This is a genomic window from Aphanizomenon sp. CS-733/32, assembly GCF_028330045.1.
GTDB classification, from domain to species: Bacteria; Cyanobacteriota; Cyanobacteriia; order Cyanobacteriales; family Nostocaceae; genus Dolichospermum; species Dolichospermum gracile.
This window is the reverse complement of record NZ_JAQMSE010000059.1, coordinates 21,142-47,829: the sequence shown is the minus strand read 5'-3', so window position 1 is coordinate 47,829 and position 26,688 is coordinate 21,142. Positions and strand designations below refer to the sequence as shown.

At 37.8% G+C, this 26,688-nt stretch carries 21 protein-coding genes, 1 tRNA gene and 1 pseudogene; 10 read left to right on the top strand and 13 right to left on the bottom strand.

The features are described from left to right. Window positions 1-2 precede the first annotated feature (2 nt). Together PN471_RS05005 and PN471_RS05000 are read right to left on the bottom strand one after the other, a co-directional pair. A complete protein-coding gene (locus PN471_RS05005; RefSeq protein ID WP_271775908.1) occupies window positions 3-1,817 on the bottom strand; it encodes an ABC transporter permease subunit in 1,815 nt (604 codons plus the stop codon). 92 nt (window positions 1,818-1,909) lie between these two features. Then, the gene (locus PN471_RS05000) at window positions 1,910-2,884 is read right to left on the bottom strand and encodes an ABC transporter ATP-binding protein (protein WP_271775913.1); all 975 of its coding nucleotides are present in this window, start codon (window positions 2,882-2,884) and stop codon (window positions 1,910-1,912) included. A 328-nt stretch (window positions 2,885-3,212) separates the two neighbouring features. On the opposite strand from PN471_RS05000, the gene PN471_RS04995 reads away from it, so the two are divergent. Together PN471_RS04995 and gatC are read left to right on the top strand one after the other, a co-directional pair. Continuing rightward, window positions 3,213-3,734 carry a photosystem I assembly protein Ycf3 gene (locus PN471_RS04995; protein ID WP_271775907.1) on the top strand — a complete coding sequence of 174 codons (522 nt, stop codon included), beginning with the start codon at window positions 3,213-3,215 and terminating at the stop codon, window positions 3,732-3,734. Between the two features lie 89 nt (window positions 3,735-3,823). Next, window positions 3,824-4,114: an Asp-tRNA(Asn)/Glu-tRNA(Gln) amidotransferase subunit GatC gene (gene gatC / locus PN471_RS04990; RefSeq protein WP_271775906.1), complete on the top strand. Its 291-nt coding sequence runs from the start codon at window positions 3,824-3,826 to the stop codon at window positions 4,112-4,114. 381 nt (window positions 4,115-4,495) lie between these two features. On the opposite strand, the gene PN471_RS04985 is transcribed toward gatC, so the two are convergent. The 4 genes from PN471_RS04985 to psbX all read right to left on the bottom strand — a co-directional run bounded on the left by PN471_RS04985 (window position 4,496) and on the right by psbX (window position 7,150). Continuing rightward, window positions 4,496-5,260 carry a sterol desaturase family protein gene (locus PN471_RS04985; protein WP_271775905.1) on the bottom strand — a complete coding sequence of 255 codons (765 nt, stop codon included), beginning with the start codon at window positions 5,258-5,260 and terminating at the stop codon, window positions 4,496-4,498. A gap of 91 nt (window positions 5,261-5,351) precedes the next feature. Beyond that, window positions 5,352-5,912 (bottom strand): TolB family protein, encoded by a 561-nt coding sequence (locus PN471_RS04980; RefSeq protein ID WP_271775904.1) that lies wholly within the window; start codon window positions 5,910-5,912, stop codon window positions 5,352-5,354. 32 nt (window positions 5,913-5,944) lie between these two features. Beyond that, on the bottom strand, window positions 5,945-6,874 hold the full coding sequence (locus PN471_RS04975; RefSeq protein WP_271775903.1) for a Ycf66 family protein: 930 nt from the start codon (window positions 6,872-6,874) through the stop codon (window positions 5,945-5,947). Between the two features lie 156 nt (window positions 6,875-7,030). Next, on the bottom strand, window positions 7,031-7,150 hold the full coding sequence (gene psbX / locus PN471_RS04970; protein ID WP_193893808.1) for a photosystem II reaction center X protein: 120 nt from the start codon (window positions 7,148-7,150) through the stop codon (window positions 7,031-7,033). Between the two features lie 352 nt (window positions 7,151-7,502). Between psbX and PN471_RS04965 the strand changes: the two genes are divergently transcribed. Continuing rightward, on the top strand, window positions 7,503-7,790 hold the full coding sequence (locus tag PN471_RS04965) for a YggT family protein (protein ID WP_027401501.1): 288 nt from the start codon (window positions 7,503-7,505) through the stop codon (window positions 7,788-7,790). Window positions 7,791-7,932: 142 nt separating this feature from the next. Here the strand turns inward: PN471_RS04965 and accC are convergent, their stop codons facing one another. Then, on the bottom strand, window positions 7,933-9,279 hold the full coding sequence (gene accC / locus PN471_RS04960; RefSeq protein WP_271775902.1) for an acetyl-CoA carboxylase biotin carboxylase subunit: 1,347 nt from the start codon (window positions 9,277-9,279) through the stop codon (window positions 7,933-7,935). 280 nt (window positions 9,280-9,559) lie between these two features. On the opposite strand from accC, the gene PN471_RS04955 reads away from it, so the two are divergent. Then, a tRNA-Leu gene (locus PN471_RS04955) sits at window positions 9,560-9,642 on the top strand. Window positions 9,643-9,963: 321 nt separating this feature from the next. Further along, complete coding sequence (locus PN471_RS04950) at window positions 9,964-10,578, top strand: chorismate lyase (protein ID WP_271775901.1); 615 nt, start codon at window positions 9,964-9,966, stop codon at window positions 10,576-10,578. Between the two features lie 126 nt (window positions 10,579-10,704). Here the strand turns inward: PN471_RS04950 and argS are convergent, their stop codons facing one another. The 4 genes and pseudogenes from argS to PN471_RS04930 all read right to left on the bottom strand — a co-directional run bounded on the left by argS (window position 10,705) and on the right by PN471_RS04930 (window position 15,097). Then, the gene (argS, locus tag PN471_RS04945) at window positions 10,705-12,495 is read right to left on the bottom strand and encodes an arginine--tRNA ligase (RefSeq protein WP_271775900.1); all 1,791 of its coding nucleotides are present in this window, start codon (window positions 12,493-12,495) and stop codon (window positions 10,705-10,707) included. Between the two features lie 27 nt (window positions 12,496-12,522). Then, complete coding sequence (locus PN471_RS04940) at window positions 12,523-12,981, bottom strand: DUF29 domain-containing protein (protein ID WP_271775899.1); 459 nt, start codon at window positions 12,979-12,981, stop codon at window positions 12,523-12,525. A gap of 114 nt (window positions 12,982-13,095) precedes the next feature. Then, window positions 13,096-13,458: pseudogene (locus PN471_RS04935) on the bottom strand (MFS transporter); the annotation flags it as partial. A gap of 187 nt (window positions 13,459-13,645) precedes the next feature. After that, on the bottom strand, window positions 13,646-15,097 hold the full coding sequence (locus PN471_RS04930) for an MFS transporter (protein WP_271775898.1): 1,452 nt from the start codon (window positions 15,095-15,097) through the stop codon (window positions 13,646-13,648). A 295-nt stretch (window positions 15,098-15,392) separates the two neighbouring features. Between PN471_RS04930 and PN471_RS04925 the strand changes: the two genes are divergently transcribed. From PN471_RS04925 to atpC, 3 genes are all read left to right on the top strand, one after another. Further along, window positions 15,393-15,908 (top strand): phosphoribosyltransferase, encoded by a 516-nt coding sequence (locus PN471_RS04925; RefSeq protein ID WP_271775897.1) that lies wholly within the window; start codon window positions 15,393-15,395, stop codon window positions 15,906-15,908. 562 nt (window positions 15,909-16,470) lie between these two features. After that, window positions 16,471-17,919, top strand: coding sequence for a F0F1 ATP synthase subunit beta (gene atpD / locus PN471_RS04920; protein WP_271775896.1), 1,449 nt, complete (start codon window positions 16,471-16,473; stop codon window positions 17,917-17,919). Between the two features lie 93 nt (window positions 17,920-18,012). Further along, window positions 18,013-18,426 (top strand): ATP synthase F1 subunit epsilon, encoded by a 414-nt coding sequence (gene atpC / locus PN471_RS04915; RefSeq protein ID WP_271775895.1) that lies wholly within the window; start codon window positions 18,013-18,015, stop codon window positions 18,424-18,426. 69 nt (window positions 18,427-18,495) lie between these two features. Here the strand turns inward: atpC and PN471_RS04910 are convergent, their stop codons facing one another. Beyond that, window positions 18,496-22,128 (bottom strand): DUF7149 domain-containing protein, encoded by a 3,633-nt coding sequence (locus tag PN471_RS04910; protein ID WP_271775894.1) that lies wholly within the window; start codon window positions 22,126-22,128, stop codon window positions 18,496-18,498. Between the two features lie 333 nt (window positions 22,129-22,461). Between PN471_RS04910 and PN471_RS04905 the strand changes: the two genes are divergently transcribed. Both PN471_RS04905 and PN471_RS04900 read left to right on the top strand, forming a co-directional pair. Continuing rightward, window positions 22,462-24,504, top strand: coding sequence for an SPFH domain-containing protein (locus PN471_RS04905; RefSeq protein ID WP_271775893.1), 2,043 nt, complete (start codon window positions 22,462-22,464; stop codon window positions 24,502-24,504). A 129-nt stretch (window positions 24,505-24,633) separates the two neighbouring features. Further along, on the top strand, window positions 24,634-24,900 hold the full coding sequence (locus PN471_RS04900) for a Uma2 family endonuclease (protein ID WP_271775892.1): 267 nt from the start codon (window positions 24,634-24,636) through the stop codon (window positions 24,898-24,900). A gap of 496 nt (window positions 24,901-25,396) precedes the next feature. Here the strand turns inward: PN471_RS04900 and PN471_RS04895 are convergent, their stop codons facing one another. Further along, the gene (locus tag PN471_RS04895; RefSeq protein ID WP_271775891.1) at window positions 25,397-26,653 is read right to left on the bottom strand and encodes a glycosyltransferase; all 1,257 of its coding nucleotides are present in this window, start codon (window positions 26,651-26,653) and stop codon (window positions 25,397-25,399) included. Between the last annotated feature and the right edge of the window lie 35 nt (window positions 26,654-26,688).

Here is a 26,688-nt window from a genome sequence, read left to right as displayed (position 1 = left end):
TATTATCGGGCGGTTAATAGCGCTTTGGTTGCGGATTCTCCTAAAACTTTGACTTGGCGATTTAATTGGAAATTTAACAAAGCTACAACTGTTATCTCTGCTAAAAGTGCCAGAAAAATTGTTGTCGTCCGAGTGTATTCTATCGCTGCCCAAGGACAGGTGGAGAATAACCACAAAAGGGGATGTTTTGAAGGACTAACACCCAAAATGGCAAGAACAATTGATGGTAAAAACATCGCTACACCAATAGTTCCCACTGTCCATACATAACGCTTGGGATGTTTCATGAGTAGCATCAATTGAGCAATTGTGGCATACATTAACATCAGTGTGAAAGCTAAAACCATAGCTAATATGACTTTATTCTTATCAACACTACCATTATAAAAATTAGTAGGTGAGAACAGAATCCAGATTATTATGGGGGTGGTAGCAATTAATAGATTAATTGCTATGGCAACAATAGCTGGGCTTTTTTCACCAAATACTAAATCTTGTAATATGGATTTATCTCGATGATTTTGGTGTCTATATCTTGCCCAATCTTGGATAGTTTGCCGCTGAGGTGAAAGCACAATAGTTAAAATTAGAACTAGGGCAAAATTAAGTAAAGCCATGAGGATTATAATCCCTATATCTGATTTGTTTTCAACTGCACCTATAGTCAATCCCAAAAACATTACCTGAGTAAAGGCTATAAATAAATAACTTTGTTTTTTACTCAATATTGTGCTATCTGTATTCCGAAAGCAGCGTTTCATTGCTTGCCAAATACCGTAGGAACAAATTCCGTAATTCACTAAATGAAAGCCGACTAAGGTAAGGAAATTTTTTCCTATTGGTAAGTAGAAAAATTGTAATTGGCTTATTGATGAATCTTTATAGGAACGAAACAGATTAGGAAATAGATAATTGGTGATATCCCAGGGACTAAAAAATCTAATCCAAGTTAGGGGATTATTAAAGTCTCCATAAGACGATACCATTGTCATTGTCATAAACAAAAATACAAGTACAGCACCGCTACCCAACCAAGGTTGAAAGTTGCCGAACCAACGACTCATTAAACCAAAAATTAGGGCTGCACTGTAGAAGAAAAGACAACTCGCTGCAATCACAGCATAATAACTGAAAATGTAACTGAAGGCGATTTTAGCAGAATGTCCAGCCCATAAATGCAAAGGAATGGCTGTAAGGACAAAAAGATAAATTAAACTGGGGACTCCAATAATTTTTCCAGTTAAAATGCTTGTTTCTGTTTGGGGACTTAGGCGAATAAAATTCAATGTTCCTCGTTGTTCTTCTTTGGCTAAATCACTGATAAGTAAATAAGTTCCGCCAACTAAGAGGGTAAAAATGAAAATTACGCTAAGTGTTAAAAATGTGTATTCCCAATGATCTCGCCACCATAATTGCCAGTCTATTTTATCTAAAGGACAAATATTTTTCGATAAATAGTTCTGAAGGTCAGCTAATTCGGTTTTAACTTGCTCAAGTTGGGCTTCTAAATTGGGAATTATGGTATTATCTGATAGTTGAATTTGCTGATAATTAGTTATTTTTTGGTTAAGTAAGTTTTGTTGTTTATAAAGTTCTTGTTCCTGATTTTGGTATACTTCTCGCAAAGTGCAGTAGGTTGCTCGGAGATAGTAGTTTTCATCGGGGAAGTCTCGGAATTGAAATATGAAAACTATGAGTTGTAGTAGCAAAGAAGAACCCATAGATATGATCAGATTAAAAGGTTTGAATCTGCCTTTTATTTCTCGAAATAACTGGGGATTTAATTCTCCAACTCTGTCTATGAAATTTAGTAACATTGTCAATACCTCTAAAAGTTGAGAAGTTTTATTTGGGAACAATTTCTAACTTTGTGTAGAAAATAAATCCAAAATCTAAAATCCAAAATTATCTATGATGCTTGTTTATGACCTAATTTGAGGAAAATAGTTTCTAGGTCTTCTTGGGTACAATGAAACTCTGTTAAGGGAATTCCTGCACTGATAAGCGATCGCAATAAATCGGCGGAATCTTCTGGTTTACCGGAAAAATTCACTCGCACACTATTTTGACTAAGTATTAATTCCCATTCTTCCACTAAGGGATGATTTTTTAACTCACTCACTAATATATCTATATTGCCCAAAGTGGTGATAAAAATCTGCTGTCGGGAAAGACGTTGATAGAGATGTTTGAGTGAGGAACTTTCTACTAAAAAACCTAATTCCATAATTCCTACGGATGTACATAACTCTGCTAAGTCGCTAAGTACATGAGAGGAAATTAAAATTGTCATACCAGCTTCTTGCAAAGCTTTAATAATTTCCCGGAACTGCATCCGCGCAATGGGATCGAGTCCCGAAACAGGTTCGTCTAAAAGTAGTAAAATCGGTTCATGAATAATGGTGCGAGCTAAACTTAAACGCTGTTTCATCCCCCGTGACAGGGTAGAAATCATACTATGGCGTTTATTACCCAGTTGAATTAGTTCTAAAACTTCGTGGAGACGTTGGGTACGGCGCTTTCCTTGTAAGCGATACAATCGAGCAAAATAATCTAAATAGTCCCAAACTGTCAAATCTTCATACAGTGGGTAGTCATCAGGTAAATAACCAAGACGACGTTTAAGTTTCAGGTTGTTTTGATCTTGCAGAAGGCGATGGTCCAAAGGACCCGCTACGCGATCGCCATTAATATAAATTTCCCCCGTAGTTGGTTCTTCAGCAGTGGCTAACATCCGAATTAGGGTGGTTTTACCTGCACCATTAGGACCAATTAATCCGTAAACTTCACCCGTATGGATTTCTAAGTCAACATCATTGACAGCAATATGTCTTTCAAATTGCTTAGTGAGTCCAGTGGTGCGAATTGCTATTTCTTTTACCATCGCGGCTGGGTGTGGCTTGTGTGCAATAGTTAACTTAACTCGGTTATACAATAGTATTTCCTTCCGTTTCGGAAATGGAAACAAAACAATTTAAAAATTCAGGAGTCAGGAGTCAGGAGGAAAAAAGAAGGAAGAAGAAATCACAAAATTCCTCTCCCTGCGTTCCTTGCCATATCAAACATTCTGTATCTTGAATCCTTACCTTAAACTGAACAAGTAAAAATTTTTAAAATTTTTGCCTATTCCCCCTGGCCTCTTCCCTAACTCAAACTCTCACAGATCGGTTAAATTAGCGGTATGCTGCAATTGAGAAATCATAGAGACAAATATGCCAAGAACACAGAAAAACGATAACTTTGTTGACAAATCCTTTACCGTGATGGCAGATATCATCCTCAAGATATTACCAACCAACAAAAAGGCGAAAGAAGCCTTTGTTTATTATCGAGATGGAATGTCCGCACAGGCAGAAGGCGAATATGCCGAAGCACTAGACTACTATACAGAAGCCTTAGAAATGGAGGAAGACTCTAATGATCGGAGTTATATCCTTTATAACATGGGTTTAATTTATGCCAGTAACGGCGATCATAATAAGGCTTTAGAGTATTATCATCAGGCCATTGAACTAAATCCACAATTACCCCAAGCCTTGAATAATATTGCTGTGATTTATCATTTTCAAGGTGAGAGAGCTAAGGAAACAGGGGATAATGACGGTGGTGAAGCATTGTTTGATCAAGCGGCTGATTATTGGATTAGAGCGATTCGTATGGCTCCCAATAACTATATTGAAGCTCAGAACTGGATAAAAACCACCGGGCGATCGCAAATTGACGTATTCTTTTAACTTAGGCATTAGCCATGAGTCGGTTGTAAAATTTTGCCTCACAACTGACAACGAATAACTGACAACCGACAACTGACAATTAACAAATTATGATTGATAGTGAACAAGTTCGTAAAGTCGCTAATCTCGCTCGTTTAGAATTAACAGCAGAGGAAGAAGCACAATTTACCACTCAACTGGGTGGTATTCTAGACTATATAGAACAACTAAATCAACTGGATGTCACCAATGTAGCGCCGACAACCAGAGCTATTGATGTTAGCAACGTCACCAGAGAAGATATTCTCCAACCCTATCCCGAACGAGAAGCAATCCTCAACAGTGCGCCTCAACAGGAAGGAGATTTTTTCCGAGTTCCCAAAATTCTTAATGCTGATTAGCTAGGAAGCAACTGAATTTTAGATTTTAGATTTTAAATTTTGGATTTTGGATTTTGGATGGAAGATTCAAGATCCAAAATTTAAGAAAGTTGTTCTCCCTCAACTTGATAACAATATGAACACAAAAGAGTAGAGACGCTCCGAGGAACGTCTCTACATCCCCGTAGGGACAGGGGATTAGGGGATTAGGTTTTTGGGTATGACCTAAATATAGCAGATGATTTTTTATTTGCCAAGTAGTTGAGAATTATTTTTCTATTACTAGTATTAGAACGAACATAATTCTATATCCAGATTTTCAATTATAAAATGGACAAAGCTCTATTTCTCCTCAAAAACCATCATCTTTTATAGTATTTCCTAGTCTAACGAAGTACAAATTTATCTGCGTTTATCTGCGTTTATCTGCGTTCTGACCATTTCATCGGTGTTCATGAATTTATCCCAAAACCGAAAATAAAGACCATAGTTACAATTAAACTTGTGATGATGAATACTATGGTGCGTTGGTGTAATCCAATGTTTACCCCAAAAACCACGCATCCATGAATACGGATAAACTTCATAACCCGTATGATTGACAACACCAAATATCGTCATTAACGTTAGTAATAGTCCCACCATACTAATGTGAATGGGAATAATAAAAACCATCAGGGGAATGATAATTGCCTGCATCATACTCTCAACAGGATCAAAAGAAAAAGAAGTCCAGGGTGTAGGATTAATAGATTCGTGATGGACTTGATGAAAGCAGCGATATATACTAGGAATATGCAACCAGCGATGAGTCCAATAAAAATAAGTGTCGTGGAGAATCAAATATATAAATAGACTCAAAGGTAAATAAACCCAACCATAATCCATAAAGTTTAAGTAAACCTTGGTATATCCCAAGTTGATCATTTCGATCATAAAAGCACTTGGTAATGCAAAAATCAAACAGGAAAAAAGAGACCACTTGATTTCACTCTTCATTTTACTCTTGCGTTGGTGCATATCATGGAGACGACGAACCTCCCAAGAGGGGGGACGACGAACCCAAAGCAACCAATAGAGAACCGAAGATACAGTTAGGTATCTTGTCGAAAGAACAAAAAACATAAATACAGTTAAAATACCAAATTGCTTCAGAGTAGGGAGCATAAAATTAGCTTTTATTAGTAATAAATATTATAGCGGTATGCACTTGAAATATTCAGTTAGAGAATAAGTAAGTGTAGAAATTTTCCAACGGTCAATTTTCAGTTGACACCCTTGCACCATTAGGAATATCTAACTCAATAGTTGGACCTCTATCAAGAACTTCAATATCCCATTGTCCACGACTAGAGGATTCAAACGCAACATAACGACCATCAGGACTGATACTAGGATTTCTCACCCAACCACGATAAGTAGGGGTCAAAACTTGTGATTGTTGGGAAGCGCGATCGTAAAGTGCAACAACAGGTCTACCTTGATCACTGGTAAGATAACAAATATAACGTCCTGTATAACTCAAACTAGGACTTTCTATAATTACCGACTGCCTGTTTAATCTCGGTGTAGGAATAAAACTTTGATTTTCTAAATCGTATAATAACAACTGCTGATAACGAGACCGATTGGAGACAAAAGCCAAAAAACGCCCATTACCACTGATAGCAGGTTGTTCTTCAGTATATCGGCTATTGAGAGAAGTAACTCCCAGAGGGATATTATCAGCACTACAAGATATCAGCAAACTTGTCAAACCAAAAATTAGGCTCCAATAAATTGACTTTTGGAGCCAGAAGCTAGGTATAAATGTTTTCACATTACTGTTTTCCGTCGTCAACCCCAAAAGTGTTAAATGTCATCATCAAAATCGGAATTATCTGGCTCGTTATTTGGCTTGTTAATGGGATTGTAAGGAACATATTCCGTTGGGATAGCTTCATCATCATCCTGTCTTCTGGGAGCAACTGAATCTCTCGGTGGACGACGTTTTCTGGGTCTAGGAGTAGGGGTAATATCATCCTCACGATTTTCTTGACGTTGAGGGCGATTATTGCCGGTATTGTTGCGACGTGCTGGTTTTCTCACTGCATCTTGGGAATTTGAAGTTTCCCAATCGTCAACTGGTTTGGGAGTAGAACCCCAATTTTCATCTTCATAACCCTCACTGGGACGACCGACTGAACGCCCAGAATTGTTACGACGCTTTCTTTCTGGTGATTCTGGTTTTTCCCTGGTACGTGGGTTTGGTGAACTGCGTGGTGGCTGATCTTCGTAATAGTCGTCACGGGTGGAACGTTCATCTCGACTACCGCGAATTCTTGGACGTTGAGGGGCTTCTTCGTCTTCTTCATAGGGTAGTGGCTCTAAATCCGCGTCCATTTCGGCTTGATATTTGCGCCGCTCAGAATAAGAATATTTTCTGCTAACTTCGCGTTCATCGTCCACGATGGGAGTATTTCGTTTGGCTTGTTGAGTAGCGATACTTCGCAGACGAATACTTTCGACAGCAAAAAATACTGTAGAACCGACCAAAAGCAATTGACCAAATTGCAAAATTGGATCAAGTCGCCATCCTTGAAATACGAGAATAAAGCCGCACAACAAGCCAACTGCGGCAAAAAAGATGTCTTGATCTCTTGAGAGTTCTGGGCGGACAGAACGAAGAAAGTACAATGCTGCTCCAGCTACAGCTAGGAAAATTCCTAGAATACTGGCTGAGTTTGCTCCAAAATTCACCTGAGCCAAAACACTGGCTGAGTTCAGCCCCAAATTAACCATTGGTGTTTTCCTAATATCAAATCTATATTAACGAGTTACACTTACTATCACTATTTTAACCAGTCATAATATTGTGGAAGAGGAATACTGGAGTCTAGAAGAAAGAAAAAGAAGATGCTTCCCCAGTCCCCAGTCCCCAGTCCCCAGTCCCAAAAATTAAAAACGTTGGATTTTATCTTTTTGGCTAATGAAAATTAGACCAATGGTAGCAGGGATAACGACGATCGCAGTCCCCCAAAGGAGACTCCAAAGAAAATTTGCTAAAGAGGGTGTCATAGTTCTCAACCTTTTTTTACACAGTTTATTTTCATTTTAATCTTGGATTACTTTCTTGAAAAGTAAAACAGGATTATCTGGGTTATTGGTCGGATGTAATACAATCGAGTGCTGAGAAAGCCCACTCCTACAGGTTTGACGATTTCCTGAATGTATCTCAATTAAGTACATACTTCACACCTAACTTGGTGTTTACTTGATTGATGATCCCAAGTCAATAACTTTGTTTTTCTATTTTCACAATAAAATGGCACTATTTAGTTAAAATTGAGGGAAGAATACGTTACAAAACTTAAAGTTTATCAACTTGCGCCCAAGTTTTGGATTCTCTCACAGATGGTAGCTAAACAAAATGACTGGTGTTAACTTGACTGCTTGGATTCTTGGTCCGGTTTTGGGAGTGATGACGTTTTTATTTATTTTCCGCATTATTCTAACGTGGTATCCCCAAATCAATCTCAATAGTTTGCCTTTTAGTCTAATCGCCTGGCCGACTGAACCCTTTTTAATCCCGTTGCGGAAGTTTGTACAACCTATTGGTGGTGTGGATATTACCCCGATTATTTTGGTGGCAATTTTCAGCTTTATCCGGGAAATTTTGCTAGGTCAGCAAGGGTTACTGACCATGTTAGACAAGTAATTAGGAGTTCGGAGTCAGGAGTTCGGAGTTCAGAGTCAGGAGTCAGGAGTCAGAAGTCAGGGGTCAGGAGTCAGGGGTCAGGAGTTCGGAGTCGGGAGGAAGAAAGAAGGAAGAAGAAAATTACCCAATGACCAATGACTAATTACTGCATTTTCATGTCCTGGACAAAGCTGGTGTAAATATTACCTTCTAAAAATTGTGGGTTTTCCATAATTTTTTGATGAAAGGGAATGGTTGTAGGGACTCCTGTAATGGCACATTCTCTTAATGCGCGTTTCATCCGGGTAATGGCGGTGGCTCGGTCTGCTCCCCACACAATTAATTTACCTATGAGAGAGTCGTAGTAAGGGGGGATATGGTAGTCCGTGTATACGTGGGAATCAATCCGCACTCCTGGTCCTCCGGGGGGAAGATAACCGCTAATTCTGCCGGGGGCCGGACGAAAATCATGATCTGGATCTTCGGCGTTAATCCGGCATTCAATGGAATGTCCTCTCAGAACCACTTCTTTTTGTGTGAGCTTTAGTCTTTCACCTTGAGCAATGCGAATTTGTTCAACAACTAAGTCTATACCAGTAATCATTTCCGTGACTGGATGCTCAACTTGTATCCGGGTGTTCATTTCCATGAAGTAGAACTTACCGAATTTATCTAGAAGAAACTCAATAGTTCCTGCTCCGGTGTAGTTAATAAACTGGGCGGCTTTAACGGCAGCTTTGCCCATTTTTTGCCGTAAGTCAGGGTCAAGAGCAGAACTAGGGGCTTCTTCTAGGAGTTTTTGGTTACGACGTTGAATTGAACAGTCTCTTTCACCCAGATGGATAACATTACCGTAGTTATCCGCTAAGATCTGAAATTCAATGTGGCGGGGACGTTCAATAAATTTTTCTATATAAACGCCTGCGTTGCCAAAAGCTGCTCCGGCTTCCCCCCGTGCGGCGAAGAAAAGTTTGACAAATTCGTCTTCGGAACGGACTAGCCGCATTCCTCGACCGCCTCCGCCTGCGGTAGCTTTAATCATCACAGGATAACCAATTTTTTTGGCGATCGCTAATCCTTCTGCTTCTGATTCTACTAACCCTTCACTACCGGGAACTGTAGGTACACCAGCCTTTTGCATTGTTTCTTTGGCTGTGGACTTATCCCCCATGAGCCTGATAGATTCAGGACTAGGACCAATAAAAGCAATGTGGTGGTCGGCACAAATTTCGGCAAATCTGGCGTTCTCTGATAAAAAACCATAACCAGGATGAATGGCACTAGTATTGCGCGTTAGTGCAGCAGCAATAATATTGGGAATATTCAAATAACTCTTACTGCTGGCAGGTTCACCAATGCAAACCGCTTCATCTGCAAGTTGGACGTGGAGAGCATTTCTGTCAACAGTCGAGTGAACAGCTACTGTGGCAATTCCCATTTCTTCACAGGCTCGGAGAATGCGAAGGGCTATTTCCCCTCGATTGGCAATTAATATTTTGTCAAATTTCATTTTCTAGTTACGATATCAGTACCAGTAGATTCACATTTTCTCCCATCCTGTTGACATAAAGCTGTTGCATTACTGTAAATCGTGACAGGAGATCCCCAAACATAATTTTTAACAGACTATTAGATTATGTGGCATCTTTCCTAGACCTTTTAATATGACTTGTGCTGCAACTATATTTCTGTTAGTCTCATACCCATTCAAAAAATATTTGGGAAATATTTGAAAAATCTTGTGTTTGAGAGATTTTTTATGTTATACTACAATCTGTGTTCAAAACCGCGCGGATGTGGCGGAATTGGTATACGCGCACGCTTGAGGTGCGTGTGGGCATAGCCCTTGCGAGTTCGAGTCTCGCCATCCGCATTTTGAATGTAAATAACCCGCTGTTAGGTCAGAAAAATGACTATAGCAGCGGGTTTTTAAGTATTACAAAGATTTTCGGGGAAATAAACCACATTTTTTGATCTCACGCAAAGGCAGAAGGAGAAATTAGGAGTATTGATAAGAGAACTCCACAAAAAAGATGATCCAATTTCGTGGGATGGGCATCTTGCCCGTTCTTGTATTATTAGCGGGCTTTTCGGCCCGCACCACCATAAATTTTGGGATATTTTTTTAATTGGAGAACTCTAAATCAAATGCGATCGCTATAGTATATAGATAGATGAACTTTTGTAAAGAAAATTGACTACTATTTTTAATCCGACACATAACGTAATCTTGCCAACTGCTTGGCATTGCCTAACTCCCTTATGGCAAGGTGGGGAAGAAGTTGTTAAAAAGGGTTTACCTCACACTCAGTTAGCTCCAACCTGGCAATTATTGCTTTTGGGTGATGGTTCTCCGACTCGGCACGTTCAATTGCTGACTGGTGAGCCGACGGAAGTTGATGTGATTGATATGTCATCCATTGGTATGAATTCAGATCATGCACCAGATATAATTCAAATGTTACCGGGACCAAGAGTACGCCGACAGGTGTGGGTAAGAACTGCCTCTGGACAGCGATTATATTATGCTGCTTCTTGGTGGGAAGCAAGTCACGTAGATGAGTATTTACAAAACAAGTCTTTACCAATTTGGGCAAGTCTAGCACGGTTACGGACTGAATTGTATAGAGATGTCCAAGGTATTTATTATGGTAACTCAGAGGCGTTAGAGTCAGGTTTTCAGGAAGAAGGACCTTTTTGGGGTCGTCATTATTTGTTTTGGCATCATGGACAACCGCTAACTTTGATTTATGAAGTTTTTTCGCCGTTTTTAACTAAATATTTAGGCGCTATGAATTATGAAGGTTAATCTTGCCAATGACTAATCCCCAAAACCAGAGAAAGGTTACATCTACAGCAGTTGCGGAAACTAATAGACTTTTAATGTCAAATTTGTGTCACAATCAACCCTAAACCCCTACCCACTGCTTCTATATTACATCCTTTCTAAAACCTTAATTCCCAACAAAGATAATCCCAACTTGAGAGTTTTTGCAGTTAAATCACACAACATTAACCGCGAAGTTCTGGCAGGTTCTTCAGATTTGAGAACAGGGCAATTTTCATAGAACTTGTTAAACTTATCGCTGAGTTGATACAAATAATCACACAAACGATTTGGTAATAAATCCTGCTCGACTTCCTTAATTACCTCCTCAAGTTGCAGAAGATGTTTAGCTAAAGTTAATTCTGCATCTTCTTTTAGTAAGATTTGGCGATTTATTCCCAAGTTGGTAAAATCAATATTCCCTTGACGACTAATACCTTGAATCCTCACATAAGCATAGAGAAGATAAGGGGCTGTATTGCCTTTGAGAGATAACATTTTGTCATAACTAAAGACATAACTACTGGTGCGATTTTGACTTAAATCAGCATATTTAACCGCACTAATCCCCACTACTTCAGCGACATTTTGGATAAATTCTTCCGTTTCTGTGCGGCTATCTTCTTGTAATCTCTTTTCTATGTCTGCACGGGCGCGGTTAATAGCTTCATCTAATAAATCTCGTAACCGCACAGTATCCCCAGAACGAGTTTTAAATTTTTTGCCATCTTCACCTAATACTAACCCAAAAGGAACATGAACTAATTCCACATCATCAGGTATCCAATTGGCTTTTCTTGCGACTTGGAAAAATTGGGCAAAGTGGTTAGATTGTCCTTCGTCTGTCACATAAATAATCCGCTTGGCTTTATCTTCTTGAATCCGATAACGTAAGGCTGCTAAATCTGTGGTTGCGTAGTTATAACCACCGTCAGTTTTTTGGACAATTAAGGGTAAAGGACTACCTTCCCTATTTGTAAAACCATCCAAGAAAACACATTTTGCCCCTTGACTTTCTTCTAGTAATCCCGTTGTTGCTAAATCTTTAACAACTTTTGGTAATAAAGGATTATAAAAAGATTCACCTCTTTCTATTAATTTGATATTCAGTAAATCATAAATGATTTTAAATTCCTTTCGAGAAGCCTCACAAAGAAGATCCCATGCGTCTTTTGTGAATTTATCCCCGGATTGTAGGCTTACTACTGCTTTTCGGGATCTTTCTCGAAATTCTTCATCGTTATCAAATTTCTTCTTAGACTCTCTATAGAACTCAACCAAGTCTCCTATATTTACATCACCAAGTAAATAGTTGCCTAGAGGAGTTTCCATAAACATAATACCCTGTAGATCGGGATAACAATCAACAAGATGAGTAATTAACATCCCAAATTGTGTACCCCAATCACCAACATGATTTAATCTTAAAACATCATGACCACAAAATTCTAAAATCCGGGCAATGGAATCACCAATAATCGTAGAACGTAAATGTCCAACGTGCATTTCTTTAGCAATATTCGGACTAGAAAAATCCACAATTTGCTTTTGGGGAATTGTCGCTTTAGGTATTCCCAATCTAGAATCTAATTGAATGGCGTTAAGTTGTGCTTCTAAATAAGATGTTTGTAATTTGAGGTTAATAAAACCGGGTCCAGCGATTTCTGGAGGTTCACAAATATCAGATACATCTAGTTTATTGACAATTTCCCCAGCGATAATTCTGGGTGGCTTTCCTAACTTTTTACTCAAGGATAAAGCCACATTAGCTTGATAGTCACCAAATTTAGGATTACTTGCAGAAACCAAAATTGGATCTGTATTGGTATAATCTGTACCAAAAGCAGCCACTAAAGCTTGTGTTAATTTGAGTTTTAGTTGTTCTTGTGTAGCGTTCATTATGTAAATTGTATCTTTGTCTGTTGTTTAATGATGTGATGTTTGATCATTGGAGATGTCATTGGGAAACCAATTGTCATCTAGAGCTTGCAAAAGGCTAATCTGAGCATCTGGAGGCAGTGAACATAACTTAGAAACGGATTTAATAGCGACGGGATGAGCTTTTTCGTAGAATGTTTGTAATTGAGAATTAAGACTAGGACTATCTTCCAAACGTCCTTGAATTTGAGCGCGAAAGTTGACAATTTCCGCAGCCCAGTGATTACCGGATCTCCGTTTTTCAGATTCCCAGTAAGACAATTTGAGGAGATGTTCTAGAACACGGGTTAAAAGACTAATCAGGGCGCGTTTGTCGGTTTTCCCCATAATTTCTAGTTCTTCGATTAAGCTATCCCAATCTATGTTTTCAAAATCACGGTTTTGGATTTGTTGGATAGTTTCTTGTGTCCATTGGTTGTAATCGGTGTCATGAAGAGATGATGTCATAGTTTTCTTCTCTAGTATTTTTTGGGAGATTTACTTATTAATCATCTAACTTGGTTAATTATAACATTGAAGAGATAATTTTTATATAAATTATATTTCATTTTTCTAAAATTACGCTACAACCGCAAACAAACTACAAATTCCTGCTAACACTAAATATTGTTGTTGTGGATCAGCAATTACAGAAAAAATAATTGTCGCCAAAATTAAGGCTAAAATCTCGCCACTGATAGCAAATGCAAGGCGAAAACTATTCAAATTAGTCCGTTCATCGTAATCTTGAGTAAGTTCGGGAGTCATTGCTACATAAGGCAAATTCACCGCAGTAAATAACGCCTCGGATATCATCCCAATAATTACATAATAGGAAAATAACTACCAAATATTACTACTTTCATCACTGCTAAATTGAGGGACAACCCACAGCAAAAAATGCGAAAGTGCAAAGGGAATTGCCCCATAAAATAACCAAGGTAAACTTGGAAGATTTAGTCTAGGCACTAGAACAATTATCTCAACACTTAGAATTATCTGGTGTTATATAGCAATCCTATTTGATTTATGAAGGGAATTTTTAAAACGAACCGCAGAGGCGCAGAGATCGCAGAGGTAGAGAAAAAGAGGTGTTTATATCTTATTTAGGATTGCTATATAGCGGTTATGTTTATTTATTCTCTCGTTGTTCTTGCAGTTTTAGCATCATTTCTGCATGAATCTCACGAGTAATGGGATAGAAGTAAACTAAAACCAAACCTGCAATTAAACAAATTGTTGGTATGGGTCCAACAGCAATCCGAATTGCTAAAAGTGCTGATTCCGGTTGTATGGGTAAAGAACTTTGCCCAGCCACAGCTTCTTTAAAACCATAAGCTTGTAAAGTATTACCGACTAAAAACAACCCAAAAGCTAAACCAAATTTTTGTAATAAAACCATGAAACCATAGAAAATTCCTTCCCGTCGTTGTCCGGTTTGCAATTCATCTAATTCAATCACATCAGGTATCATTGACCAAGGAATTAGATAAGCTGTAGAAACTCCCACACCTGCCATAACAGCCATGACATACATGAGGACAACTTGATTTGGTTGCAGGAAAAATAATCCAGCAGCAGCAATAATCCAGGAACTCATTCCTAAAAAATAAACGAGTTTTTTGCCAATTTTTTTACTTAAATTACTCCAAATAAATAACATTAATAAAGCCGTTCCCTGAACTGCAATCATGACTGTGGGAACATCTCCCTCGTTCAGCTTCATACAATTAACCACAAAATAGGGAATAATACTGGCGGTGATTTGCACACCTAACCAAGAAAAAAGATAAATGGCAATTACAAACAAAAAAGGTCTATTGCTAAAGACAATTTTTAGCTGTTCCAGAAAGGGAATTTCGGCTTCTTGTGGTAAAGAAATCCGTTTTGCTTCAAAAGCCAAAATGCGATCGCGCACCCCATAAACGCACCAATACAAGGACAATACCGAAATCACGGTACACACAGCCGCTAAAACTAAATATTGTTGTTGGCGATCGCTAATTTGTGAGAAAATAATTTTTGATAAAATCAACGATAAAATACTACCACCAATGGAAAACGTGAAGCGAAAACTATTTAAACTAGTCCGTTCATCGTAATCCTGAGTTAATTCAGGAGTCATGGCTGTATAAGGCAAATTCACAACAGTGTAAAATACCTGAGAGACAATCCCAATTACCACATAATACCAAAATAAACACCAAACATTAATACTTTTGTCGGCAGTAAATTGGGGGACAATCCATTGCAAAAAAAAGAGAAATCCAAAAGGAATTGCCCCATATAAAAGCCAAGGTAAACGACGACCCCAGCGTCGGGATTGGGTTTTATCAGTCAACATTCCCACCATAGGATCATTGATACCATCCCAGATTTTGCCAATCATCAAAATACTACCTGCCAGACCCGCCGGAATTCCTGCCACATTGGTAAAGAAAACCAGCAGATAAAATACAGCAATATTTGCAGTAATAGCCGGACCGAAATCTCCAGCCCCATAAGCTAATTTAGTTTTAAAATCTAATTTTTCACTGGACAGAGATTGATGAAAATCATTATTATGAGAATTATCTTTAACCATAAATTACACCCTTATGAATTGACAATAGACAATAGATAATTAACAATTATTAAGTGTTTGAAAAGTTGACGGCGATGAGAAAGATGCCTCCGGCTCCCGTTAGGGATAGGCTACTACACAAACAAAGTCCACCTGCGTGGACTAACAAAAAATTAAGGGATTGAAACCCATGTATCCCTTACGGGACCGCAGGAACAGATGGGTTTTGTCTGTGTAGTTCCGCGACTTCTATTCGCCAACGCAAGTAATAAATTAGACTTGTTCAAACAACCTCTAACACACTTATTTTACTCTTATGTCAGACCTTTACATTTCTTGGTCAGATTATCACCACAAAATTGAACAATTGGCTGTAAAGATTTATCAATCGGGTTGGGAATTTAACCAAATCGTCTGTTTAGCCAGAGGGGGACTGCGAGTAGGAGATATTCTCTCCCGCATATACAATCAACCATTAGCAATTTTATCTACCTCATCTTACAGCGGCGCAGGTACATATAAAAGAAGTAATTTAATTATTTCTCGGCAATTAACCATGACTAGCGAAAATTTAGGTTCACGGATTCTGCTAGTAGATGATTTAGTAGACTCTGGTATCACTATTCAACAAACAGTTCCCTGGTTACAGAAACATGATGATTTTCCTATTCAAGAAATTCGCACCGCTGTAATTTGGTATAAAGCTTGTTCAGTTGTTGTTCCTGATTACCACGTTGATTATCTAGCTGATAATCCTTGGATTCATCAACCTTTTGAACATTACGAATCTATTAGTCCTTCTGAACTGGCAAACAAGATGAGTCAACGATGATAATTAAAGTTATCTGTCATTTTGTGGGAAAGCGATAGCTGCGCTCGCCGAAGGCATCGCCTAAATCTGTGAGAGTCGTATTTTGGGCGATCGCATCATGAGGTATCAAACTGAACCTGCTAAGGTTGAAAATGGACTGTTAGCGATCGCAAATGCAACCATCACCTGTGACTCCAAGCAGCGACAGCCCTTTAGCACCTATAGCTGCAACCCTTGTTGCCCCTCTTCTCCCCCTAAGTAGAGTAACGTAAATAATTAAAGGTTTGTAGTAAGGTCTTTAGACCTAAAAGTAGGGGGAAGTCAAAAGTCAAAAGTAATATTGAGCAAGCCTTTTGGCAATTGAAAATGGTTGGTTTATTTCCGCTGTGCTGTACTAGATAGCATTTTTGTAGTTGATACCAGAAATCTCCAACTACTTTCCCAAAATTAGGGATCTGTTCTTAATAATGAATTTAAGGCAAAGGTGGAGTCGTTAAGTGCTAACCTAAAAGATGATATCGCTTGATCTGGGGTCTTAAACGAACCCACTTGTGAAAAATAGCTTCATTCATTTAGGCGCAGCATGGTCACCACCGCAGAAAAAACAAACATTGGTTACATTACCCAAGTAATTGGTCCGGTTGTAGACGTTAAGTTCCCCGGCGGTAAATTACCCCAAATCTACAACGCTTTAACCATCACAGGTACAAATGAAGCTGGACAAAACATCAGCTTGACTGTTGAAGTACAGCAACTACTAGGCGACAACCAAGTTCGCGCAGTTGCTATGAGTACCACCGACGGTTTAGTTCGTGGTTTAGAAGTAGTTGATACTGGCGCTCCTATCAGCGTTCCCGTTGGTAAAGCTACCTTGGGACGGATTTTCAACGTTTTAGGCGAACCTGTAGATCAGCAAGGTCCCGTAAACGCGGAAGCATCTCTACCTATTCACCGTGACGCTCCTAAATTCACAGATTTGGAAACCAAACCTTCTGTGTTTGAAACTGGGATTAAAGTTGTTGACTTGTTAACTCCTTACAAACGCGGTGGTAAAATCGGTCTGTTCGGTGGTGCTGGTGTTGGTAAAACCGTGATCATGATGGAATTGATCAACAACATCGCTACCCAACATGGTGGTGTGTCTGTATTTGCGGGTGTGGGTGAACGCACACGCGAAGGAAATGACCTCTACAACGAAATGATGGAATCTGGAGTTATCAACAAAGATAACCTCAATGAATCCAAAATTGCTCTAGTTTATGGTCAAATGAACGAGCCACCCGGAGCTAGAATGCGGGTTGGTTTGTCTGGTTTGACAATGGCTGAGTATTTCCGTGATGTCAACAAGCAAGACGTATTACTATTTGTTGATAACATTTTCCGGTTTGTGCAAGCTGGTTCTGAAGTGTCCGCGCTCTTGGGTCGGATGCCTTCTGCGGTAGGATATCAACCTACTTTGGGTACTGACGTGGGTGCTTTACAAGAACGGATTACCTCCACCACCGAAGGTTCTATTACTTCTATTCAAGCTGTATATGTACCTGCCGATGACTTAACCGACCCCGCACCTGCAACCACCTTTGCTCACTTAGACGGGACAACAGTATTGTCTCGTAGTTTGGCGGCTAAAGGTATCTATCCTGCGGTTGATCCTTTGGGTTCTACTTCCACCATGTTGCAACCCAACATCGTTGGTGATGAACACTACAACACTGCACGGGCTGTACAATCCACCCTGCAACGTTACAAAGAACTCCAAGACATCATCGCCATTTTGGGTTTAGATGAATTGTCTGAAGAAGATCGTTTAATTGTGGCACGGGCGCGGAAAGTTGAACGGTTCTTGTCTCAACCTTTCTTCGTAGCTGAAGTATTTACTGGTTCTCCTGGTAAGTATGTGAAGTTGGAAGACACCATTAAGGGATTCCAACAAATTCTTTCTGGTGAGTTGGATGCTTTACCTGAGCAAGCTTTCTACTTAGTAGGCGATATCACCGAAGCTAAAGCTAAAGCTGAAAAGCTGAAAGGCTAATAGGTAATGGGTAATGGGTAATGGGTAAGAAATTCCTCCCAATTACCAATTACCAATTACCAATCACCAATCACAAGTAGAAACTAAAGAATTATGACTCTGACCGTTCGTGTAATTTCCCCAGACAAAACTGTTTGGGATGCTGAAGCTGACGAAGTAATTTTACCTAGCACCACTGGTCAGTTAGGTGTTCTCAGTGGACACGCTCCTATGCTGACAGCCTTGGATATAGGTGTAATGCGGGTTCGGGCTAATAAAAGTGCTAGTTGGCAAGCGATCGCTCTTTTAGGTGGTTTTGCTGAAGTTGATGACAATGAAGTCACAATTTTAGTCAATAGTGCTGAACGTGGCGACACAATTAACCTTGAGGAAGCTCGTGCTGCTTTTAACGCAGCACAATCTGGCTTAAGTCAAGTTAGCGCAGACGACCGGAAAGCACAATTCCAAGCAAATCAAGCCTTTAAACGCGCTCGCGCTCGTTTTCAAGCTGCCGGCGGTTTGGTGTAAATTGTGTAGAGCATCGAAAATTAATGAGGGTGGGCGATTTTGTCCACCCTTATTTTATTGGTATTTTATTTAATTTCTCTTACCTTCTACAATTTGAATTTCCTTTTCTGTATCTAACCCATAAAGTTGATAAACAAGTTTATCTATTTCTTGTTCTAATGCTGTAGTATCCCCATTAGGATTAACTTGTTTGATAGCCAGGATTTCATTGACAAGATTGATAAATGGTTGTTGATGATCAATGCTAACATCAGGTATTGGTAATTGATTTAGATATATTGGCTTAACATTAACATCAGTATAACAAAGCCTATAATACTTATTCATCAATTTTGAGTTGAGGATACTCAGTAAAAACTTAATATCGTGTCCTGAGTTTTTTTGATATACATAACTAAGGGAATCCATAGGTATATAATCACCTATTATATAGGCACATTCTAGCCACCTTGCATTCATATCTAAACTGTTTGTTCTAATCCTTTGAATAATAATTTTTTCTGTAGAAAAATATTCATTAAAGTAAGTTGACGGTAGCCCTGTTATAGTTTTTAAATATTTAGGCTTCCATTTAATTGCATACAAATCTGCTATATCAGCACCAGCAATTAAAGGATATATACCTGGAGTTTCAGAAATATATTTTTTATTATTACCTGTTCTTAATCCATACTTTAAATTATAGTTTCTTTCCAGAGGTTCGGAAATATCATCCATTTTGGTCACTAGATTTCTTTCATCATTTGTCAGGTATAATCTCCATTCTTTTTCTGAAAATGACTTTATTTCATCTTGGGTAGCTGTGTAATTTCTATAAATCAGATTTTGACTACCAGGTAAAACTTGTTTAATATTTATCAATGGAATTGATTTTAATTCTTCAATAATTAAAGAATGACATCTGGTATCTTTAGCATCAGTAAAAGGCTTATAATAATCGAACACATCAAAAATATCAAAATTACTCTGTAACCAACTTCTAAAAATTTTTGCGGAAGAATTTGTTACCCAACTATCAGGTGTTATATATGCCAATCTTCCTTTTTTATGCAATAGCTTTAAACCTCGATAATAAAATATTATATAAGTTTCTATTTCACCAATTAATATTTCAGAGTAAATATTAGTATATTCAGGATTATTTTTTCTATTAATACTGATTCCATAAGGAGGATTACCAATAATTACATCAAAACCGATAAAATCACCTTCATCATTCAAAACTTCAGGAAATTCAAACCGCCATTCAAAAGCATTTTGATACAATTTACCACTTTTTTTATCTTCAATTTCAGCATTGAGTTCATTAATTTCTTGTTCTAATTTTTCTTGCTTTTGTTGACGACTTTTTGCTTCTGCTTTACTTTCTGCAAATAATGACTTTTGATCTCGTAAATGACGAAGTTCTGCAACTTTTTGATTTCGCTTTTCTATATTCGGATCATTGCTACTAATTTCTGTGCGTATATTACCCTTAATATCATTAATTAATCGTTCCATTTCCTGTTTTTGATCTTTGTTATCAGGATTACGATAGGTTTTTATAGCATTTCGATAACTTTCAATATTCCAATCGCTTTTTTTCAAAATTGTCCGTAAATCCCAATTTAAAGGAAAACGACTGATTAAAGAATTACCAATTTTAATATTAATATCAATATTTGGTAAAGTTTCCAGTTCTCCTATATTCCCCTCTCCTGGTAGCAGAGGAGTTAGGGATGATGTCTTATAATAAGCATTCTTTAAAAGCTCAATCCATAAACGTAACCGACAAATATTAACTGAATTAGGATTGATATCTACACCAAATAAACAGTTTTCAATAATTGTCTGTTTTTCATGAAAAATTGCTTCTTGTATCCGTCTACCTTCTGAATTTTTAGGATTATATGTGAAAAATTTTCCATCATCATCTGTAATAATTAACTCATCATTCTCAGTTTTTATATCATAATCTCTTAAAGTTTTTCCCTGTCTATCAAGTAAAACTTTCAAGTCACTTTTAATAGTAATAATTTCATTTAAAGCGGAAACCAAAAAATGTCCAGAACCTACTGCTGGATCACAAATTCTTAAACTATTAATAATCTGATTAGCTTCTTTTTTATCTGTGATTTTATCATATAATTCGTCAATATTTGCACAGTTCCAACCTTTAATTTCTTTGAATTTCTGTAAAACTGCTCTGCGAATAGTTTCCCGACACATATACATAGTAATAAAGCCAGGAGTGAAGAAAGAACCATCTTGATAACCGTTAATTTTCTCAAAAATTAAACCTAAAACAGAAGCATTAATTAAAGTTTTATTTTCTTCTTGGATTTCCTCTGTACCTTCACTGCTAAAATCGTAAGCATCAAGAAATACAAAAATATATTCTAGTGCTTTTAATTTCCCTGTCCGTGTATTACCATTATCTTTAAGGACTGTTTTGTTAAAAATAGAAAGTTTTTCATCATTGATTAAATTACTAATAACTATGGTTTGATGTTCAATTTCTGATACCTCAAATAAAGAACTATTCAAATAAGGAATATTAACAACAATATTTTTTATATGTTCGTCTCTTTCATCTGGTTTACGAGATAAAACACCAAAAAATAAACGGTTGAGATTACCAAAATCTTGAATCTTTGCTATATTGAGAAATCCAAAAGATTTATCACCTTGATGATAGTTAATTAATTGGGATTCTAAAAGCTTCAAAAAGAGAATGCGATTAATCCAAGTAATAGTTAATTCTAAACTAACATTAAAAAGTTTCTCTTCGGTATTTTCTCCAAATTGTTCGGAATTTTCTAATCTATCAATTTTGCGTAATTCTTGCAAGCGAGTAATAGTGTTTTCAATTAATGAACCCTGTTCTCTTTGATTAATTGGTTTACGCTGAATTAATTTTTTACTACCTTCTTTGATTTCCGTTAAACCAAGAATGTGTAGTAATTCACTATAAAAGTCTTTATTTAAACTATTGCTATCATTAATAACAGGTAGTTTCAATAAATGCTGTGGTGAAAACAGCTTAAATAAAGGAATCAGTTTTTGATCATTTTCAGAATTTTGATTAATTAAATACTGTTCATAATCTCTAATATCAAAATGTGTAAAAACTAATTGATTTTGAATTTCATCTATTGCAGGTTGAGCAATTTCTTTATAAAAAAAGTCTGTGCGAGAATTAGATAGACGTTTTTCTTCAAAATCAGTAAATTGCTTGACTAATTGTTTGTTCTGAGCAAACAAATTGTCGAAAAGTGTTGCATCAAAAATGAACCATTCATAAATATTAGTAGCTATTAAATATTTAATTTCTGGATTTTTATTTGTAATCCGTTCCCGTAAAAAGTATAAAACTAATTGTTGTAATGCTTTGGTATTTAAATTATCAACCTTGAGCATTTCATTGTTATTTACCTTTTTCGCTTCTAAAATCACTCCAACATTGCTTTTAGTATCTTTGCCATTATAAATTACTAGATCATTACTCGCTTTAATATTTATTAAGTAATCAACACCGTAATAGGTATTCTTCAAAAAGTCAGTCAGAATATTTTTATGAAATTCCTCTCTTTCGTTTTCATCAATTTGATTAAGGAGTGTAATCAGATTGCTTTTAAATATCTCAAACTCATTTCTAATTGGTTTAATTCTCAGAAATGCTTTGCTTAATGCTTGTCTAGGTTTAATTTTGTTGTTAATCATATTGAATTACCAAAAACTATAATTTTATTGTTAATATTGGTGTTGCTGAGTAAAAGTATGATTTTATTTCACGCAGAGACGCAGAGGCGCAGAGAGTAAGAGTTTGAGAGATGGAATTTTCGACTTTTATACCGCAATTCAGCCTTATATTCTAGCATCAAATTAAAATCAAGAAATATATTGTAATGTTTTTTAATAAAAGTTAAACCATGAAATATCTAATTTCTTAAAGAAATCGGAAGTCTGGTAAAAAATTACATTAAGTTTAAGAAAAATCATTCTATCGAGATGTAGTGATAAGTTAGATGATTAGTTGCCCAAAGAGGCACATATATGAAAAGCTTTCCGTTTTCTCTTGGTAAAAGTAAGCAAAATAAGTTTGTCTGCTTGGCTACATCTGCGATCGCAGCCTTAGCTTTAGCAGGTGGTGTTAATGCTGTTAATGCCACTCCCATAAAAACACTGACAGCAAAAGAATTTACTTCTGTTTCTATTCCCTCTACCCAAACTCAACCCGGAGTTACTCAATCAGTAACTCGTCCAATCCCCTATCAATCAATGGGAATTGAGCCGTTGATCATTATTCCCGTGATTATTATTGGTGGTTGTTTCTTCTTTGGTGGACTGGTAGTTATCGGTGAACGGGAAGTTGGCATCGTTGTCAAAAAATTCACCCTGTCCGGTAAAGGATTACCCGCAGGTAGATTAATCGCCCTCAATGGTGAAGCGGGTTTACAAGCTGATACTCTCGCCCCTGGTTGGCACTGGGGTCATTGGCCTTGGCAATATGCGGTTAAAAAAGAATCGGTAATTGTTGTCCCCCAAGGTCAAATTGCTCTGATTGTCGCCGCTGATGGCGCACAAAACCCCCCGGAACGGATTTTGGGCAAAGTTGTCGAATGTGATAATTTTCAAGATGCTCGCAAATTCTTGACCAAAGGTGGAGAAAAAGGCCGACAAATGGGCTTTTTGACTGCCGGTAGTTACCGCATTAATACGGCACTTTTCAAAGTAATTACAGCCGCTAATGCTTCTGCTCATGGTATGAGTGCGGAACAATTGAATGTGTACAGTGTTAAATCTGATAAAGTCGGTATTGTCACTACTTTGGATGGGTTGCCCATTTCCTCTGGAGAAATTGCTGGTTCTGTAATTGAAGGCCATGATAACTTTCAAAATGGTCAAAAGTTTATTAATGGTGGTGGGAAAAGAGGTTTACAAGAGCAGATTTTATTATCTGGTTCTTGGAATTTGAATCCCTGGTTTGTGCAGGTGGAACAAGTACCTATGACAGAAATACCGATTGGGTATGTGGGTGTGGTGATTTCTTTCGTGGGTAAGGATCAAGAAGATATCAGTGGTGCAGCTTTCACTCACGGTAACTTGGTACATCAGGGACATAAGGGTGTTTGGGTAGAACCTCTGTATCCTGGTAAACATCCGACTAACTCGCGGATTATGAAAATTGAGTTAGTACCAACAACAAATATTGTTTTAAATTGGTCAGGGAGAACCGAAAGACATAGCTATGATGAGAAGCTACAATCTTTAACTGTGCGATCGCGTGATGGGTTCGCTTTTGATTTGGAAGTGGCGCAAATTATCCATGTCGGGGCTTTAGATGCACCAAAGGTGATTTCTCGCGTGGGGGCAATGCAAAATTTAGTGGATCATGTCCTCGAACCAACCATTGGTAATTATTTCCGCAATTCTGCCCAAAACTGTACTGTTTTGGACTTTTTGACAGCGCGGAGTGAACGCCAAACTGAGGCTGCGGACTATATTAAAGTCGCTTTGCGTGCCTATGATGTGCAAGCAATTGACACCTTAATCGGTGATATTCAACCACCTGCGGCTTTAATGCAGACACAGACAGACCGAAAAATTGCTGAAGAAGAACGTAAGACTTACGAAGTGCAGCAAATGGCACAAACCCAACGCCAACAACTGGTAAGGGAAACAGCCTTGGCGAACATTCAGCAAGAAATGGTTCAATCTGAACAAAGTGTGCAAATAGCCGAGTTAAAATCCCAAGCAGCCATTAAGGAAGCGAATGGGGAAGCGGAAGCAACTAAGCTAAAAGCCATAGCGGAAGCTGAAGGTATCCGGGCGACAGGTAATGCGAAAGCGGAAACCTACCGGACAGGGGTACAAGCTTTGGGTTTACAAGGTTACACAGCGATGCAGTTAATGCAAATTGTGGGCGATCGCAATGTCCGCATTATTCCTGATATCATTGTTGGTGGTAATAATGGTAGTAATAATGGTTTAGCAGATGGTTTATTATCTATGATTCTTTTGAATCAAACTAATAGCAAAACCCATCTAGAACCGAAAATTCCTACACCTCCACCTCTTCCTAATCACAATAGTTAAGCTTTTGCGATTTTTGAAGGTCAAAAGTTTCAGATACCCGACTTCTTAGAGAAGTCGGGTATCTTGTTCTTGTGAATGTTTTTATTGAGAGTAGTGATAAAATTAAGACTAAATTCTGGGTTTAAATAAATGACAACAACAGTTGCAAAAATCATGACCATAGAAGAATTTTTAAAGCTGGGTTTTATTGACGAATCACCAGCCTGGGAATATATTAACTCAGAAGTAATTCAAAAACCAATGGGTGGGGGTAAAGACAGTTTATTACAAAAAAAATTAGTTGCAGTTATTGACACAGCAACCAATGACTATGAAGCATTTCCAGAAATGCGCTGTAGCTGTGGAAATCGTTCTGTAGTTCCCGGTGTTCTGGTGATTGCTAAGGTGTCAATTTAATCATCACAGTTGAGGAAGTATTTTCTTGGTTGCAAAGAAAGAGGTAAATATCAAGTTCTGACAACTAGAAGTTGCGGCTACAGGAACAAAGTCGCCTGCGTGGCTTTTGTCCGTGTAGACTCTAAGTGCTGATTTAACCTTTCAAAAACAGCAACGATTATAATTAACAATCTTTCTCTTATTAAAAAGTAGGCTGGAAATTAAAACTTCCTCAACAACAAGATTTTCATCCTCACTACTTAGGGCTATTCAGCAAACCCTACTTAATAACAAAAACCCCAGAAGTAAAACTTCTGAGGTATAAAAAGTTTTAGGAACGATTGAGAACAATAGCAATGTTGTGATCAGTTGGAGTAGGCAATCTTTAAACTGATCACAAAATAGCCTTGTCAGCATCTCAAAAGAAGAACCTAAAAGCCCACAGGTCAACTACTTAAATACTCTAGCAGAGGTCTTTTTATCTCAGTAGCCAATTTGGCATTTTTTCAACTCTCAATTAGATATCTATCTTGCGACGGATATTAACCAATTCGTAAAGCTTATTTTCAAACTTTTGGGTACAAGCTGACCAATCAAATTCTAGAATCGAGGGACGTGCTTGTGCAGTCAATTGATTTTTAAGATCAGGATCTTCCAGTATGGTAATTACCTTTTGGGCAAAGTCTTCAGGGCTATTAGGTGCGGCTAAAAATCCATTTACTCCAGAAATAACCTGTTCAGCGGTTGAAGGGGCAACAACAGCCACTACGGGAGTTCCAGAAGCTAAGGCTTCGTTGGTTGTGGTACAGAAATTTTCGGTGACGGAAGGGTTGACAAATATATCTGCTTCTGCAAACCAACCTAAAAGTTCTTGCCCATGAGATTCACCCCAAATTGTCACACCATTGGGGAATTTTTCGGCACGACGGCGAATTTCTGCATCTAGGGGACCGCTACCGACAATTACTAAATGGACATCGGGAATTTTGGCAGCAATGAGGGGATAAATATCTAAAAGTTGATTGACATTTTTTTCTGGGGTAATGCGGCCCACAAATAAAATAGTTGGACGTTTATCATCAGGAATTGGATCATAACAAATATTGCGAGGGTGGAATTTTTCGCAATCAATTCCTTGATAGGGTAAATATTCGCTGCGTTGCGCTTTGAGTTTTTGGTATTTAGTTAATTGTTCGCGGGAAGAGAATAAACTTAAATCATAAGTTTCACTAAATTGTTTAACTAAAAGTGGGAGGAGAGGACGAACTAGGTTAAAGAATGTATTCCCGAAATAATATTGGATATAGGCAATGATATCTGTATGAAAGACTGAAATAATAGGTGTCTTTGTTCTTTTTGCGTATTCTACTCCTACAGAGCGTCCATAACCTTGTAAGAAGCCCGAATATAAACCTCTCATTTGTGGGGCTTCTTCAACAACAATAATATCGGGTTGAAAGTGATTAAGTAGTTTTGTATCACTCCAATGACGATGGTTTAATGGTTGGGGTAAAGATTTATAAAATACCAGTGGTTCTGTCGGAAATGAATAGGAGGAAAAATTAATAAATGTTTCTAGTTCTTCTATTCCCGACATCGGACGATTTCCCACTTGTTTAGGATATTTATTATTGATTTCTGGGTGAACTAGAAAAACTTCATGTCCTTGTTTTAATAGCCAGTGAACTCGTTGATGAACAGCGACAGAAACTCCGGTTAAAAATGGGGCATATAATCCTGTAAATAAGGCAATGCGAAGAGGTTTGTTTTTCATGACTTTGAGGAAATATTTCTTACAAAAATAGATTA